This window comes from Thermodesulfovibrionales bacterium, assembly GCA_035622735.1.
Taxonomy (GTDB): domain Bacteria; phylum Nitrospirota; class Thermodesulfovibrionia; order Thermodesulfovibrionales; family UBA9159; genus DASPUT01.
Map to the genome: position 1 here is coordinate 1 of DASPUT010000256.1, position 15,094 is coordinate 15,094.

General features: G+C 54.7%; 17 protein-coding genes. 11 read left to right on the forward strand and 6 right to left on the reverse strand.

Annotated elements, in window-relative coordinates; all coding sequences use genetic code 11:
* Positions 1 to 1,056, reverse strand: a 1,056-nt coding sequence (locus VEI96_13235; GenBank protein ID HXX58957.1) for a UbiD family decarboxylase, incomplete at its 3' end; no start/stop codon positions are given.
* A 135-nt stretch (positions 1,057 to 1,191) separates the two neighbouring features.
* On the opposite strand from VEI96_13235, the gene VEI96_13240 reads away from it, so the two are divergent.
* The 9 genes from VEI96_13240 (at position 1,192) to VEI96_13280 (ending at position 8,760) form a co-directional block, all read left to right on the forward strand.
* Complete coding sequence (locus VEI96_13240) at positions 1,192 to 3,189, forward strand: FAD-dependent oxidoreductase (GenBank protein HXX58958.1); 1,998 nt, start codon at positions 1,192 to 1,194, stop codon at positions 3,187 to 3,189.
* Positions 3,190 to 3,229: 40 nt separating this feature from the next.
* The gene (locus VEI96_13245) at positions 3,230 to 3,418 is read left to right on the forward strand and encodes a hypothetical protein (protein HXX58959.1); all 189 of its coding nucleotides are present in this window, start codon (positions 3,230 to 3,232) and stop codon (positions 3,416 to 3,418) included.
* Positions 3,419 to 3,633: 215 nt separating this feature from the next.
* Complete coding sequence (locus VEI96_13250; protein ID HXX58960.1) at positions 3,634 to 4,821, forward strand: hypothetical protein; 1,188 nt, start codon at positions 3,634 to 3,636, stop codon at positions 4,819 to 4,821.
* A 101-nt stretch (positions 4,822 to 4,922) separates the two neighbouring features.
* A complete protein-coding gene (locus VEI96_13255; GenBank protein HXX58961.1) occupies positions 4,923 to 5,897 on the forward strand; it encodes an ABC transporter substrate-binding protein in 975 nt (324 codons plus the stop codon).
* 73 nt (positions 5,898 to 5,970) lie between these two features.
* A complete protein-coding gene (gene tatA, locus VEI96_13260; GenBank protein HXX58962.1) occupies positions 5,971 to 6,186 on the forward strand; it encodes a twin-arginine translocase TatA/TatE family subunit in 216 nt (71 codons plus the stop codon).
* 184 nt (positions 6,187 to 6,370) lie between these two features.
* Positions 6,371 to 6,967, forward strand: a complete 597-nt coding sequence (locus VEI96_13265) for a hypothetical protein (GenBank protein ID HXX58963.1) — start codon at positions 6,371 to 6,373, stop codon at positions 6,965 to 6,967.
* Positions 6,968 to 7,006: 39 nt separating this feature from the next.
* Positions 7,007 to 7,510: an acyl-CoA thioesterase gene (locus VEI96_13270; GenBank protein HXX58964.1), complete on the forward strand. Its 504-nt coding sequence runs from the start codon at positions 7,007 to 7,009 to the stop codon at positions 7,508 to 7,510.
* A 137-nt stretch (positions 7,511 to 7,647) separates the two neighbouring features.
* Positions 7,648 to 8,244: a YqgE/AlgH family protein gene (locus VEI96_13275; GenBank protein ID HXX58965.1), complete on the forward strand. Its 597-nt coding sequence runs from the start codon at positions 7,648 to 7,650 to the stop codon at positions 8,242 to 8,244.
* Positions 8,245 to 8,421: 177 nt separating this feature from the next.
* The gene (locus tag VEI96_13280; protein HXX58966.1) at positions 8,422 to 8,760 is read left to right on the forward strand and encodes a nitrous oxide-stimulated promoter family protein; all 339 of its coding nucleotides are present in this window, start codon (positions 8,422 to 8,424) and stop codon (positions 8,758 to 8,760) included.
* A gap of 55 nt (positions 8,761 to 8,815) precedes the next feature.
* On the opposite strand, the gene comD is transcribed toward VEI96_13280, so the two are convergent.
* Both comD and VEI96_13290 read right to left on the reverse strand, forming a co-directional pair.
* Positions 8,816 to 9,952 carry a sulfopyruvate decarboxylase subunit alpha gene (comD, locus tag VEI96_13285; protein HXX58967.1) on the reverse strand — a complete coding sequence of 379 codons (1,137 nt, stop codon included), beginning with the start codon at positions 9,950 to 9,952 and terminating at the stop codon, positions 8,816 to 8,818.
* A complete protein-coding gene (locus VEI96_13290) occupies positions 9,931 to 11,184 on the reverse strand; it encodes a cysteate synthase (protein HXX58968.1) in 1,254 nt (417 codons plus the stop codon). The genes comD and VEI96_13290 overlap by 22 nt, the downstream gene beginning before the upstream one ends.
* A 394-nt stretch (positions 11,185 to 11,578) precedes the next feature.
* On the opposite strand from VEI96_13290, the gene VEI96_13295 reads away from it, so the two are divergent.
* Entirely contained in the window at positions 11,579 to 12,265 is a 687-nt protein-coding gene (locus VEI96_13295) for a respiratory nitrate reductase subunit gamma (GenBank protein HXX58969.1), read from the forward strand.
* Positions 12,229 to 13,500, forward strand: a complete 1,272-nt coding sequence (locus tag VEI96_13300; protein HXX58970.1) for a (Fe-S)-binding protein — start codon at positions 12,229 to 12,231, stop codon at positions 13,498 to 13,500. The genes VEI96_13295 and VEI96_13300 overlap by 37 nt, the downstream gene beginning before the upstream one ends.
* Here VEI96_13300 and VEI96_13305 read toward each other — a convergent pair.
* The 3 genes from VEI96_13305 to VEI96_13315 all read right to left on the reverse strand — a co-directional run.
* The gene (locus VEI96_13305; protein ID HXX58971.1) at positions 13,497 to 13,814 is read right to left on the reverse strand and encodes a hypothetical protein; all 318 of its coding nucleotides are present in this window, start codon (positions 13,812 to 13,814) and stop codon (positions 13,497 to 13,499) included. The genes VEI96_13300 and VEI96_13305 overlap by 4 nt on opposite strands.
* A 43-nt stretch (positions 13,815 to 13,857) precedes the next feature.
* Positions 13,858 to 14,667, reverse strand: a complete 810-nt coding sequence (locus tag VEI96_13310) for an ABC transporter ATP-binding protein (GenBank protein ID HXX58972.1) — start codon at positions 14,665 to 14,667, stop codon at positions 13,858 to 13,860.
* Positions 14,668 to 14,670: 3 nt separating this feature from the next.
* Positions 14,671 to 15,094, reverse strand: a 424-nt coding sequence (locus VEI96_13315) for an ABC transporter permease subunit (protein ID HXX58973.1), incomplete at its 5' end; no start/stop codon positions are given.

Genomic DNA, 15,094 nt, shown 5'->3' on the forward strand with positions numbered 1-15,094 from the left:
GAAATCGAGCTTCATGAGGGGGAGGAATATGCGTTCCGTCGCCTTGCCCATGTAGCAGTCTTCCATCGGCGGCTTTCCTACTATAGTTGCCGGGTATATAATATCTCTTCTGTGAGTCACGGCGGTGACATGAAAAACAGGGTAGTAGTCGGCGGCTGAGTAAAAGCCGGTGTGGTCTCCAAACGGACCTTCGATGCGCATCTCACCCGGGTCGAGATAGCCCTCGATAACGAGCTCGCTGTTTGCCGGAACCTCGATATCGGAGGTGACGCACTTCACCATCTCGACCGGCTCCCTCCGTAAGAAACCGGCAAAGAGCATCTCGTCTATCGCTTCGGGAAGAGGGGCGCTTGCAGCGTACATGACCGCGGGATCGCTGCCGACCGCGATCGCGGCAGGCATCCTCTCGTTCCGGTTCTTGTATTTATCGAAGTGCCTCGCCCCGTCCTTATGTATGTGCCAGTGCATTCCGGTCGTTGTCTTGTCGTATACATGAATCCTGTACATGCCGCAGTTCGGCCGACCTGATTCGGGATCTCTCGTGAAGACCATCGGCAAGGTGATGAATCTCCCCTCGTCGGTCGGCTGGCCGTCACCGGGCCAGCACTTGATTATCGGGAATATCCTGAGATCGGGGTCCTTTTCGACGACCTCCTGGCATGGCGCGCTCTTCACCGTTTTCGGTACGTAGCGGGAAAACTCAAAGAGCTTAGGCAGCATCGCGAGCTTTTCGATCAATGTCTTCGGCGGGGTCTGCGTCAGCAGTTCCTCTATCCGCTTTGCCACGTCATCGAGCCTTTCTACCTCGAGGGCGAGGCCCATCCTTTCGAAGGAGCCGAAGAGGTTCGTCACGACAGGATACTGTGAGCCCTTCACCTTCTCAAAGAAGACCGCCTTTCCGCCCTGCGGGCTCTTGCAGAGCCTGTCCGTAATTTCGGTGATTTCGAGGAGGGGGTCGACCTCGACCCTTATCCTGTGGAGGAGTCCTTTCTTTTCGAGAAGCGAGATAAATTCCCTCAGGTCCCTGTATGCCATGGGGAATAATAACACGTTCATGAACTGTCTATCCACTTCGACGGTGTCATCGATAATTCGGACTTCTCTCTTGACTGGAGGGAAGAAGGGAAGTGATAATAGAGCGGCGGGATTTTTGAACCCTGAAGCATAGCTTACAGGAAAGAGGAACTGAGAGTGGCAGATAAGGTCTTTCGTTTCTGGAATCATAAATACAGCGATGAAGTAAAGCTCCTCAGGCATGGAAACAGAGAGCTTGCAGCTATTATCGGCTGGGGCGGGATCGAGGTTTTCGACCCGGGTATCGACGTCTTCGAGCTCGGCCATGCCTATGCACTCGCTTTTCGTGACAGCTCCTGCGGCCAGTGCGTCCCTTGCAGGATCGGGACTACACGGTTAGTCGAGATATTCGGGAGGATAAAGAACGGGGATGGAAAACCCTCGGATATCGAAGATATAAAGGCCCTCTCGATTACCATGTCTCAGGCGTCTCTCTGCGAGATAGGGCTCAGTTCCCCCGAGGTCTTTCTCTATCTCATCGGACAGTTCCATGACAGGTTCGAGGCCGCGATAAAAGGGAGTGACGAGCCGAGAGGCGGCTATGTCTATAAATCGATCGTCACCGCTCCCTGCATGCAGGCGTGCCCCATACATCTCGACATCCCGAAATACATAGAAGAGATAAAGTTCGGAAGATTCCAGGAATCTCTCAACGTGATACGGCAGAGACTTCCTTTGCCCGGCGTGGTCGGCCGGGTCTGCGTGAGGCCCTGTGAATTCAACTGCAGGAGGGGGCTCGTCGACGAGCCGATACAGATAAAACATCTGAAGAGGTTTGTCGCGGACTATGAGATTGAGAACGCCGGGAAACTTCAATGGAACAAGCCGGAAGAGAGGGCATTCTATGAGCGTTCGAGGGACATGAGCCCGGGACCGGAAAAGAAGGAACCGAACGGCATCCCTGTGGCGATCATCGGAGCGGGACCGTCGGGGCTCACCTGCGCCCATTTCTTGGCATTTAACGGATACGATGTGACCATTTTCGAGATGCTCCCTGAACCGGGAGGAATGGCTGCCGTGGGGATTCCTGATTATCGGCTTCCGAGGGAGATTCTGCGGGGTGAAGTGGAGGCGATCGAGAAACTCGGCGTCAAGATTATCTACGGCAAGGGTCTCGGCATCGATTTCACGCTCGAGGACCTCGAAAGAGAAGGGTACGGGGCTATTTTTATCGGCATGGGCTGCCACTGTCACAAGCAGATGGGGATAGAGGGAGAAGACAAGGGATATCACGGCTACGTGCCCGGCGTCTATTTCCTGAGAAACGTGAACCTCGGTCTTCTCGACGAGATACCGAAGGGGAAGAAGATCGTCGTTGTCGGAGGGGGAAATGTTGCCATAGACTGTGTCCGTATAGCCTTCCGGGTCGGTTTCGAAGAGTCCCATATCGTTTACAGAAGATCGAGGAAAGAGATGCCCGCAGACGCGGTAGAGATACACGATGCCGAGGAAGAAGGAGTTCAGTTCCATTTCCTGACGGCGCCGAAGAGAATCATCGGCGAAGAGGGAAGGGTGAGGGGACTTGAATGCCTCCGAATGGAACTCGGCGAACCGGATGCCTCGGGAAGGCGAAGACCTGTTGAAGTCCCGGGGTCTGAGTTCGTAATCGAGGCTGACGTGGTTGTAGCCGCAATCGGGCAGGAAGGAGACTTCTCCTGCATGTGCAATCTTCCGGGAGTCGATGTCTCCCCGAAGGGTGCGATCATCGTTGACGAAAACCTCATGACGACGAGGAAGGGCGTCTTTGCGGGAGGGGACTGTATCACCGGGCCCGATGTCCTTATCAGGGCGTGCGCGCACGGGAGGAGAATAGCACTGAAGATAGACAGATTCCTCAAGGAGGGGAGGATCGAAGTCTTTGAAGAAGAGAAAGACGAAAAGTTTCTCGACGGACTGCGGGTCTTCGACCCCTACGAGAAGATTCCCCTTCCCGGCGGCACGATCCGGATGCCGATAAAACATGAACCGCCTTCGGAGAGGAAGAAAGACTTCCGGGAGGTGGACAGGGGGTTTACCCATCGCGAGGCTGTCGCCGAGGCTACAAGGTGTCTCCGCTGTTACCGGGTGGTCACCTATGCATACAAAGAAGAAGCGACCGCTGATAGTAGTAAGTAAGGGGTTGGCTGCATTCATTTTCGAGTAAAGGGAGGGAAACATGACGATATGGAAATGCAACAAGTGTGGCAATACGATAAATGCTGATGTTCCCCCGGATGTCTGCCCGTCCTGTAAGGAGAAGTGTGAATACGTTGACGTTACCTGTTACATCCCCGAATGCGGAGGCCCGGAATCGGGTAACATAAATCCTCATGTCTTCGAGGATAGCCGTAAATCGGACGAATAGAAGAGAAATCTTCGAAGTGCGATCTATCAACCCCGCGGAATCACGCAACAGTTCAAATCAAGAGTCCTTATCATCGAGCGACCGGGTCGGACATCGCCCCTGTCAGTTCTCATCTTTCTTTCAGAAATCCTCACCTTCTTTTGATATACTTGCTATGAGAGGGTTTTCAGCGCGAAATCGATAATAGATATCGGAGGGGAGAGAAGGGGGGAACCATGAGAAACGTTTCGGTGGGCATCTGCCTCGTGATAGTATCGCTCACATGGGCTTTCTGGATTCCTCGGGCAGACGCATTCCCGGGTTTTTTTACGTCTAACTGTCTGACCTGTCACAACACGCTTTCGACTTGCAACGGATGTCACGCGCACGGTGTGCACTCGTCGATCGCAAAAAACGATATCAATATTGCGGGAACGACGGACAAGACAGTGTATGCACCGGGCGAGACGGTCAGTGTCACGCTAAACGGGGGATATCGAACGGGATGGATCCGTGCGATTCTCTATGATGAGACGATGAAGGAATTGGCGCGGAGCACAGGCACGGTACCTCAGGGTGCCATAGCTCCCTGTTGCGGTCCGGGGTATCCGATTACCTTAACCGCTACGGCACCGACGGCAGCGGGAACATACCTATGGAATGTGGCCTGGTACGGCAACAAGTTTGATCTGACCGATTCCGGTGTGGGCGCTACATTCTTCGGCCCCCAATGGACACCCGATCCGAACAATCCGAATCATGGCCAGGAGATTGTTAGCGTCACAGCCTTTACCGTTGTTGGCCCTACGCCTACGCCTACACCCACACCTACGCCCACACCTACGCCGATTCAGCCCGGGCCGGTTTCTCCGACTCCGACTCCTACACCAGGCCCAACACCAGGACCTGCGCCTTCGTCTCCGGTTCTGCAGCTTCCTGTAGGCCAGCAGATTTTCCCCTATCCCTCCGTTGCAACCCCGATCGTGAGTGCGGATCCCTCCCTGGCTCAGCCGGTAGGTATCGGCTCTCTCGCCCAAAGGGGAGATACACTCACCGTTCAACTCGCATTGGCCGGGTTTGCGAATGCCGTTGATATTTACTGTGCATTCATGGTTTCGACAGACCCCGGCACGGTCTCTAACGTGAAACCTGACCTCGGCTTTCAGTCCTTCACGATTCAAGAGATCCTGCAGGCGATCGCGTCCGGCCTTCCTCCAGCGGGGATTGTTCCTTTCATGTCGCATGTGACGTCGGCAGTGAATACTACGCTCTTTGCGGAAATCCCCGCATCGAGCCTCGCTCCGGGAACCTATACGATCTTTCTCCTCGCTGCGCCTTCTTCGACGTATAGCGCCATGATGGTGAGGCCTTTGGGCGGAGTGAGTAACTTCTACTTATGGGAAACTACGTTTACGATAGGCTGATCGTCGGTTCTGATGCTCCCATCAGCGGGAAAGGCGGAAGGGTAGACGATTGTGGTAGTAGTCCCCAATGTCGTCCGTAGGGGAGAGCGGGGCGGTTTGACATGAAATCCCCATCGCCTTCGGGGAAGCTGAGGATAGGACATCTCTCAACCTTTTATCACACCGCCATCCTCCTCATGGCAGAAGGCCGACTCGGGAAAGATATCGGTCTCGACGTCGAATGGCGGTTGTTCGGAACAGGCCCGGCCATGGTGGCGGCCTTTGAAAAGGGTGAGCTCGATCTCGCTTACATCGGTCTGCCCCCTGCGATTATCGGGATAAGCAGGGGTGTCAGGATCGTCTGCATCGCGGGGGGGCATGTTGAAGGCACGGTCATTTCCGGAAATAAGGGGTCTGTCGGCTTTCCCGAGTTCCAAGATTTGGGAGCCATCCTGGATCAGTTCAGGGGAAGAAACATCGGTGTACCGGGAAACGGCTCGATTCATGACGTGATCCTCGCGGAGTGCCTCGAGAGGTATCGTCTCAGGGAAGAGGTCGAGGTCGTCCATTATCAATGGTCGGATGAAGTGACCGAGGCTATCGTCAAGGGTAACCTCGCTGCCGCTGTCGGAACTCCTGCCTTAGCTATCGCGATTCAGCATTATGCGGATGGCCGGATACTCTATCCGCCCTCGTTGCTCTGGCCGAACAATCCGAGCTATGGAATCATCGCTGACAGGAACTATCTCCGTAATGAAGGGGAAGGGGTGGAGAAATTTCTCGTCCGCCATGAAGATGCCACCTCTCTCATCAGAGACAGACCCGGGCTCGCTGCAGAGATAATCGCGGGCTATGTCGGTTTCATCGATAAAGAATTTGTCATGGACACGCTCCGGGTATCGCCGAAATATTGTGCCCAGCTGACAGAAGATTATATCTTTTCGACGATGGAGTTCGTTCGGGTGCTGAAGAGACTCGGGTATGTCGACCGAGAGATTCCGTCGGAAGAGATCTTCGATACCACGATGATTCATGCCCTTCATCCTTCAAAGGACCATTACGGAGACGGTATTGCCGACAGCAGGATGGAACCGTGAGGAGGTCGCCGCGGTGAGGCATCGATAATCTGGTATAATAGAGTTAGTAAAGAAACAATGGAGGTGAAGGCGTATGTTTGAAGGACTCTTTCAGCCGATGCACCTGATCATCATCCTCGCGATCGCGCTGATCATATTCGGCCCCGGTAAACTGCCGCAGATCGGTGCGGGCCTCGGGCAGAGTATACGAGAATTCAAGAAGGCTCTCTCCCCCGACGATAAGGATAAGAGTTCGGTTCCGGAGAAGAGAGCGGCTACTGAATCGGACACAAAAAACGAGAAGACATAACGTTCCCTGCCCGCAGTTTTGTGGTCTCCTTTTCTTTATTCTGCTTGCGCGGGTGATGCGAAGAACCGTGCGCCGAAAGGGTAATGTTGATCCTTACCCCCTGTTCCTTCCATCTATAGCTCTCTCGAACATAGGGCATTTCTGTGGTATAGTTAAAAAAATGGCTCGGAGGTAATGAAATACGATGACAGAAAAAGAGAGGCCCCTGCCGAAACCCCCGTCTTCCGCTTTCGGAGGAAGGAGACGTCATGAGGAGGTTGAAGGCGAACCTCCCCTCATGGCTGACCAGATGTTTGCGGCGGTGGCTGAAGGAAAGATCGAGGAATTTCTGCAGCGGGAGATGCCTGATAACGAGCATGCCAGAACTCTCGCCATGATGATGATGGGGATGTCGGGAATGTTGCCGCCTCCGGGTCTTCCGTCCGCTCAGAGAGAAGAGATCGGAGAAGAGGCCGGGAAATCCCGCATTGGTGCAGCTGCTCAGGAGCCGTCTTCGGGGGTTCAGCCGCCTGAAGAAGTCCTGAAAGCGATCGAGTCGGGTGATGTGAAGGGTCTCATGGGACTTCTCGAACGGGAACAGGAAAAGCGGAATCCGGATACAGGGAACAGAGTCGCGGCTGCAAAAGGGACGGAAGACAGCCTCGGCCTGAGTGGGGTCGAAAAGGAGGTTATCGATAGGCTGATCGAAATCGCCTCGGAGAACAATCTCACGCTTGACTGGATAGTCCTGAGGGCCCTCAGACTCTATGCAGAGGAGTACGGGAAGACGGGCAGGCTGTGAGAGCCGCACGGGAATAGTTGAAGAATTGACGGAGGAGAAATGGAAGGAAAGAAGGTCACGGAGAGCAGCGTCACGATCGCGCAAGTCATGATTCCGCAGGACGCAAACCCTGCCGGTAACATCCATGGAGGTGTTATCATGAAGCTGATCGATACGACCGCAGCTGTTGTCGCGAGCCGCCACGCCCGGGCAAATACCGTGACCGTCTCGATTGACAGGCTCGATTTTCACAGCCCGGTCCTTATCGGCGACCTTCTTTTCAGTAAGGGCAGCCTGAACCTGGTCGGCAGGACTTCCATGGAGGTCGGCGTCAGGGTGGAATCAGAGAACCTCATGACAGGGGAAGTCAGGCATACCGCATCCGCCTATCTGACGTTTGTAGCCCTTGACAAGAACGGGCGACCTCAGCAGGTTCCTCCTCTTGTGATCGAGACGGAAGAAGATATCCGGCGGAACCGGGAGGCGAAGCTGAGAAGGGATTATCGCCTGGCCGAGCGGAGGCAAGAAGCGAAGTGTCAACTCGAACCGTCGAGCTGCAAATGAAAGACCGTCGCAGTGGCGGAGGAGTAACCTGTAGGCTTCGATCGGGTAGAGGGCTGGTGTCCGTGGCGATCTCTCTCGTCGTAACAATCCTGTCACTATTGACAGGGCTGCCTCATTTCGAGGGCGCATTCTGTGGCATGACTCGGGATACATTGCCCTCGTTGAGTGCGGAGACCTTTCTTTCTCTTGATCGTGTTCGGTCGGGCGATGAGTTGTCAGAGGGAAAGTTTCTCGTAGCGAGTCGCCAGATAACGGATCCGCGTTTTATGGAAACCGTCATCCTGTTGACCCGTCATGACTCGCAGGGCACCGTCGGTCTGATCGTGAATCATCCCACCGAGATTCAACTCTCTCAAGTCTTTCCGGAGATGAAGGGCCTGGAGCAGGACGCACACGTTCTTTACAGCGGCGGACCGGTCGGCATAAACCAGATGCAGCTGCTCATCCATTCGCAGAAAGAACTCGACGAGACCCATCGGATATTAAAAGACGTTTACCTCAGTTCGAGCAGGACCGTGCTCGAGCGTCTCCTGAACGGTCTCCGCGATAAGGCACAATTTCATATTTATTCGGGATATGCGGGTTGGTTGCCCGGACAGCTTGAGGGGGAGATAACGAGGGGTGACTGGCATGTAGTTAAGGCCGATGCCGAGACGGTTTTTGAGAAGGCTCCCGCGGATATCTGGCCCGAGTTTATTCGGCGGACCTCCGTAATCCAGGCGCAAGGGAGATAGACGGAGTGAAGAAAGGTTCTCACGAAATCCCTTTGGCCCCGTTCCGACGCACCGTTGTCTGAAAGATCGAGCGTGACCGCCCCCGGAATGACCATAAGGGATGATAAGATCTCCTGCAGATATGTCCTCTAAAGGTCTCACAATCGGCCGGCGTAGTATACGGTGATAGTCATGCCCATGAGGCATCCGAGGATGACACGCGAAGAGCGGACCATCGAGGCGATGGTCGAGATCTACTGCCGGGAACAGCATGGGGCAGGCAGCGAACTCTGTTCCGGGTGTAGGGAACTGCTCGCTTATTCCAGAGGCCGTCTCGAGAAGTGCCGCTTCCAGGAGAAGAAACCGACCTGCGCCAATTGTCCGGTACATTGTTACCGGCCTGCCATGCGAGAAAAGGTCAAAGAGGTGATGCGCTATTCGGGTCCGCGCATGGTCTCCCGGCATCCCGTGCTCGCCTTTTTTCACTTTCTCTACGGTTTTCGAAGAGCGCCTTCAGGTCCCAAACAGGGAAAGTGAGGAACCGGTAGGTGAAGCAAGATATCCCTTTCCTCCATCGGAAAGGATCCTGCCTTTAATCCGAACCGAGAAAATCCTGCACCTGCCTTCTTATCTCAAGATGATGGAGAGGGATATTCGGAAGATCCGTATTCCCGGGAACAGCAAGGATATGGAGGAACTTCACTCCTTTGTGCGGGCTCTCCATAGCGTCGAACAACTCCTTTTGGGTCGCTACCTTGCGTGTCTCACCGATACCGAATCCTTGTGCCACTGCTTCGAGGTCCACAGAAGACGAAGTGAATGAAGGCTGGTCTCCCGTTGAACCATAGGCACCGTTGTCGATGGCAAGGATCGTGAGATTGGCCGGTGAAAAATATGCGGCTGTCGCCAGGCTCCCGGGGTTCATGAGAAGGCTCCCATCGCCGTCTACAACAACGACCTCTTTCCGTGAAGACAGTGCTATCCCGAGGCCGATGGGGGTAGCCATACCCATGCTCCCGAGCATGTAAAAGTTTGAGGCCTGATGTTTTATATGATAGAGTTCTTTCGACGGAAAGCCGAGATTGCATACGACAACCCTTGAATCGAGATAGGGTGCCATCATGCTGATGATCTCGAAACGGGTAAACCCGGGAGGAGGATGATGTCCTCCGGGAGGGTTATGACGCGTCTTTTTTGTTGCGTCGGGCCCTGCGCCTTTTGGCGGTTCGGAACGGCATTCCGAACCTTCCCAGAGGGCAGGACTCAGGAGGAATGCGTGGATCCTGGCCCCGGCATATACTTCGGGCAGATTCTTTCTCACGAGCCGGAAGTCTTCCCGCGTGCTGATAAGGGAATTCTCTATGGCTGCACCCTCCAATATTCCCCGAAGCCGCGTTCCCATGGGGAGCTGGGCTTCGATTTTTTCCCGATACACACCTCTCTGGCTGACAAAAAGGGCAAGGGGAAAATGGTAAAAGTCGGTGAGGGAAAGTAATGCGTTTATCATATTCCCGACGCCTGAACTCTGAACGAAGATTGCAGGCTTCCTGCCGGAGAGCGCGGCACCGGCGCATATGCCGACTCCCTCCTCTTCTCTCGTGAGGGGTACGTGGAAGAACTGTTCGCCGATCATCCCGAGAAGGCACTTGAACTTTTCACAGGGAAGGGAGGCGGTAAAATCTGTCCCGTCTTCCTTGAGTATCGCTATCAGCTCTTCCTCAGGCTGCATAGTACCTCCTCTATCTCTTTTTCAGAAGCCTTCTTCGATACGAAGGCGGCTTCGACTTCATACGTCTTATGCTCTCTCTTCAATCTTCTTTCACCGCCGCCCGTTATATTGAGGAGAATGGTATCGTCTCTCCCGACGGAATCGTTATCCAGCGCCTTTCGGAGGGCGGCAACGGCTACTCCTGCCGCAGGCACGATATCTATTCCCTCTGTCTCTTCGAAGCTATCCATGGCGGAATAGACCGCATCGTTCTTTATCCCGTACATCTTTCCGCCTGTCGCCTTGAGCGCGTCGAACACCCCGCCTGCGACCGAGTAGGCGGGGTAGCGCGTCGAGAGCACCCGTGTAGTAATCTCTCCGATCAACTCGGGCCTCAGGTCGTCAGCAAAAAGACTGCGGCTGTTTCTTTCCCATGCCTTTACCATCGGCCCGAAGGGGAGGTTCTGCGCGAGATGAAGCACGGGAAGGCGTGAGCCGAAGCGGCCGTCTTTGAGAAACCTCTCCGCCATTTCCCAGACGCCGATGGCTCCCGTACCGCTCCCGACAGCCTGAAAATAATGATTTGGAAGCGCCCCCATCGCGGAAACCGCCTCAAGGAGAATAACGCCGAGGCCATCCCTCTTCGCTATGTTTTTCACCCCGCCTTCAAAGGGAAATCCTGTGTTTATCGCTATCCTCTTCGCTACATCGATCGTGTCCGAATAATCACCGTCTCCGACCGCAAGGGTGGGAATCCTCGAAGCGCTTTCGAGATACCACATCTCCGTGAGGCACATCCGCGGAACAAGGATGATTACCGGGAGGCCTGAGACAGAAGAGAGATGGGAAAAGGCCCTTGCGGTGTTTCCTGCAGAGGCCACAACAAGGCCGTCTAAGCCGTTTTCGAGGGCATTCTGGAGCACTACCGCTGCTTCGAATTCTTTGAAGGTGCAGGTTTGGAGCGATGCTCCCTTCTCGGGCCAGTATCCATTGAAGGCGATGAAGAGATTCGTGAGGCCGAGACGTGCTGCGAGGCCCGAAGACCGGTAGACCACCGGCCCCGGCTGACGAAAGTCAGGGGAGTGGACCGGAAGCCAGTTAAACCTCCAGATTCCGTCCGCACTCTTTTCCGTAAAGTGAGTGTCTCCATAGATCGTTCTGAGGAGCGAATCCCTGCAGTGTTCGCAGGAGGCGCAAAAGGTATTCTCAAGGACCTTGCCGCAACTCCTGCAGGCGATCGTAAAATGGCTCACGCCGGGCCTCTTTCAGGAAAGATATACAACCAAAGAGATACAATCGGGGAGAGGATTCCGCAAAAAAAGGAGCCTCCTCTCATTGTCGGCAAAGCGATTAGACTCGGTTCCGGCTGCATGTCAGAGAGCGCAGAAGGCTGATATGATCGGTATGAAAAAAGGCCTTCATCTTAGCGATATGCTATACTAAAACGACTGTTTTGTAAAGCAAAGGAATGGCGAAAAGAGTGAAATCAACGCCGGGTCTAAACGTGCAGAGATGACAGAGATTCAGCTGGTCAGTTACCCGAAACCTTGGTTGCTATTCTGGGTGACCGATCTCTTTGCCAGCGGCTATTTCTACTTTGCCTTATACCGCAAATGGCGTGACTGCAACCGCGGGATAAGGCAGCCTATGGTTGATGGAAGGAAATGGGGCCGCGCAGTGAAGATATGGCTTGCCGAGGTCTTCCTCCAGCGACAGCTGTTCGGCCTTTCCTCGTTCCGCTGGCTGCTTCATCTTCTAATTTTTTTCGGCTTCATCGCCCTGGCATTCCTCTCTCTGTTCCTGTTTCTCCTGAAGCCTTTGGGATATCTCAACCTTGACGGCGGCCTCACGGGATATTTCCTTCGCGGGGGAGGGTATGTCTTTATCAAGATCTGGGGCGATAGCTTCGGGCTTGCACTCCTGCTCGGACTCGTTGCGGCGAGTGTGCGGCGGTTCTTATTTCGTCCTGCGCAGCAGATTAATAACCAGGCGGATCTCGTCCTTCTTTTTCTTCTTTTCTGGCTGACCCTTTCGGGGTTTGCTTTGGAGGGGCTCCGTCTCGCTTTAGCGCCTGCCGAGATAGCACGATACTCGTTTGTCGGCCGGCTCTTCATCCCTCCGGGTAACTATACTCTCGAGGCGCTGAAGCCATGGCTGACCGCGCTCTGGGTCCTGCATTGCTTCAGCGGACTCTCATTGCTTCTGTACCTGCCGCACAGCAAACTGTTGCACAGCATACTCTCTCCTCTCGTAATCGGAATGAATGCTTTGGAAGAGCAGGAAAGGAAGGACCTCTATTGGCCCGACGTAGCGAAACACAGGGCGACAAGATAGCAAGGGGCCTGACCCGCAGGCAACTCATCGAGCTGGAGGCTTGTGCGCGCTGCGGTGAGTGTCAGGTCTGGTGTCCCGTGTATGCGCAGGATAAGCGGGAATGCATCACGGCGAGGGGTAAACTCGATTCCCTGCGCAGACTCGTCAAAGATCGTCTGCCCGAGAAAGAGAGATCCGATTTCCTCAACGGACTCTATGAATGTTCCGCTTGCGGGCAGTGTCACGTGGTCTGTCCGGTGCGCATCAATACTCCGGAACTCTGGGAGCAGACGCGCTGGTCTCTCGTGAACGCGGGGATCCCGCAGCCGGAAAGCCAGATCAAACAACTCGCACAGATTAAGGAATTCAACAATTCCTTCGGAAAACCCCAGCAGGAGCGTGGCATTTGGGCGAAGATGGCGTGGGAGGCGGGCTTCTTGAAAATGCCGGTGCCGCTCTGGCGTGATCATCCGACATCACTCATCTATTTTGCCGGGTGTACGGTCAGTTTCGACCCTGCGATGCAGTCCGTGGCTGTGCAAACGGCACGTTTGCTCCAGGAGGCGGGGATCGATTTTTCGATTTTAGGCGATGAAGAGCCCTGTTGCGTCGGCAAGCTGCGGAGGATGGGAGACCTCGATTTTCCTTCGGAGGCCAAGAAACGTTCGGACCAGCTCGCTCGAATGGGGCTCAGTACCGTCGTCGTTTCCTGTGCCGGATGCTTCAAGGGCCTGCATTCGGACTATTCGAAACTCTGGCCCGAGAAGGTGCGGATAGTGCATCTTGTCCAGCTTCTCGACCGCTTGCTTCAGGACAGGCTTTTGAGCCTCGAACACGAAGTCCCACTCGTCGTAACCTACCACGACCCCTGCCATTTGGGGCGTCACAATCGGATCTATGATGAGCCCCGACGCATCTTACAGACGATACCGGGGCTGAGACTGGTGGAGATGCCGCGCCACCGTGCCTTTTCTTCCTGTTGCGGCATGGGCGGCGGCTTGAAAACGGTCAATCCGGAAATCCAGCACAGGATGGGCGCCGAACGTATTCGAGAGGCTGAAGCAACAGGGGCCGAGGCGATTGTCACGCCCTGTCAGACGTGCTCGATGGGCCTTATCCATGGAGTAGCCGAGGCTGGTTCACGAATGAAGGTCTATCATCTCAACGAAGTCCTCCTCCGGTCGGTCCGTCCCGATATCACAGCCGAGAAGGTGCAGGCGGCCTTCAAACGCCTGACAGAGCCCGTTCAGTTCTAATCCTCTTTCACGAATCGTATACTCGCGTCCTTCGGTACATTGAACCCCAACTCGACTTCGAGAGCCTTGAGAATTCCGCTCGGCACGGGGCAGGCGACATGCGGTAGATGCCTCGCTGCAGAGCGGTAGACCGGGTTATTGAGAAACCCGGTAAATGCGGCCATCATGTTGAGGGTTGAGATGTCGTCTTGCATCTTCTTCACCCGCTCGCATTCCGAATCAAGGGTGATCTCCACCTCTTTATCATCGCACTTTTCAGCTTTGACGCTCGTAGACAAGCCGCATGCACCGCAATGGATGGTAACCTTCGTCATGCTTTATAGTACCACGGAATAGAGGTCAGAATGGCATACATCGTCAGATGGCGAACAGGTCGTGAATATGGGTGAACATGCCGTTTATGCTCCTTGTTTTCTTCCTTTCTTCTGCGAGGAAGAGGAGGATCTCCTTTCGTATCAGGTTGATCTCCTGACTTGTCCTGTCCCGGGGCCGCGGTACGGTTACGTTCAGCGTCTTTCCGATGGCAGCCGGCCTCGAGGTCAGGCAGATGATTTCGTCCCCGAGGAAGACAGCCTCTTCGACATTATGAGTGACAAAGATCACGGTCTTTCCTGTCTTTCCCCATAGATCGAGAAGCGCAACCTGCATATAGTCTCTCGCCTGGCAGTCGAGAGCGACAAAAGGTTCGTCCATGAGCAGGATCTTCGGCTCCACCACGAGCGTCATGGCAAGGGCGGCCTTCTGCTTCATCCCTCCCGACAGTTCCTTCGGATAGAAGTCTCCGAAGTCCTGCAGCTCGACGAGTTCCAGTGCCTCATGCGCCCTTCGCCTCCTCTCCTCTCTCCCCATCCCGGAGGTCTCGAGGCCGAATTCGACATTCCTGATCACTGTCCTCCAGGGCAGGAGAGCCGGTTCCTGGAAGATGTATCCGATCTCCCTCATGGGTGCTGTCACCTCTGTATCAGCGATCATGATGTTTCCCCCGTCGGGTCTGTCGAGACCCGCGATCATCCGCAAGAGCGTTGTCTTGCCGCATCCGCTCGGACCGACGATGCAGAGGAACTTGCCTTCCGGGGCGGTGAAGGATATATCCCTGAGGATTTCTATCCTTCCGTTGTCGGAGGGGTTCTGAAAGGATTTATTGACGCCTGAGATTTTCAGTTCCACAGGTCATCTCCACCTGAGCATCCTGCCTTCGAGTTTTCGTATGATAAAGTCCATCGCATAACCTATGACCCCGATAATGACCATCCCCGCAAGAATCTGGTCGGGACGCTGTATGTCCCGAGCCGTCATAATCATGTATCCTAGACCATACCCGCTCCTGATGCCGGTGAATTCCGCCGCCACGACTGTCATCCATCCGATGCCGAGGGCGATCCGTATGCCGGTGATGATCGACGGCAGCGCCCCGGGTATGAGGACCTTCGTGAAGAGAACTCCCCTCTTGGCGCCGAGAATTATGGATGATTCAATAAGCCTCGGGTTGATCGAGAGGACTCCGCTGATGGTATTCAGGATGATCGGAAAGAAGGCCCCGAGGAAGATGATAAAGGATGAGGACCTGTCTCCGATGCCGAACCAGAGAATCGCT

Coding starts and splice junctions, on each gene's coding strand:
- VEI96_13245 (HXX58959.1), top strand. CDS start 3,230: ATGACGATATGGAAATGCAACAAGTGTGGCAATACGATAAATGCTGAT.
- VEI96_13250 (HXX58960.1), top strand. CDS start 3,634: ATGAGAAACGTTTCGGTGGGCATCTGCCTCGTGATAGTATCGCTCACA.
- VEI96_13255 (HXX58961.1), top strand. CDS start 4,923: ATGAAATCCCCATCGCCTTCGGGGAAGCTGAGGATAGGACATCTCTCA.
- tatA (HXX58962.1), top strand. CDS start 5,971: ATGTTTGAAGGACTCTTTCAGCCGATGCACCTGATCATCATCCTCGCG.
- VEI96_13265 (HXX58963.1), top strand. CDS start 6,371: ATGACAGAAAAAGAGAGGCCCCTGCCGAAACCCCCGTCTTCCGCTTTC.
- VEI96_13270 (HXX58964.1), top strand. CDS start 7,007: ATGGAAGGAAAGAAGGTCACGGAGAGCAGCGTCACGATCGCGCAAGTC.
- VEI96_13275 (HXX58965.1), top strand. CDS start 7,648: ATGACTCGGGATACATTGCCCTCGTTGAGTGCGGAGACCTTTCTTTCT.
- VEI96_13280 (HXX58966.1), top strand. CDS start 8,422: ATGAGGCATCCGAGGATGACACGCGAAGAGCGGACCATCGAGGCGATG.
- comD (HXX58967.1), bottom strand. CDS start 9,952: ATGCAGCCTGAGGAAGAGCTGATAGCGATACTCAAGGAAGACGGGACA.
- VEI96_13295 (HXX58969.1), top strand. CDS start 11,579: ATGGTTGATGGAAGGAAATGGGGCCGCGCAGTGAAGATATGGCTTGCC.
- VEI96_13305 (HXX58971.1), bottom strand. CDS start 13,814: ATGACGAAGGTTACCATCCATTGCGGTGCATGCGGCTTGTCTACGAGC.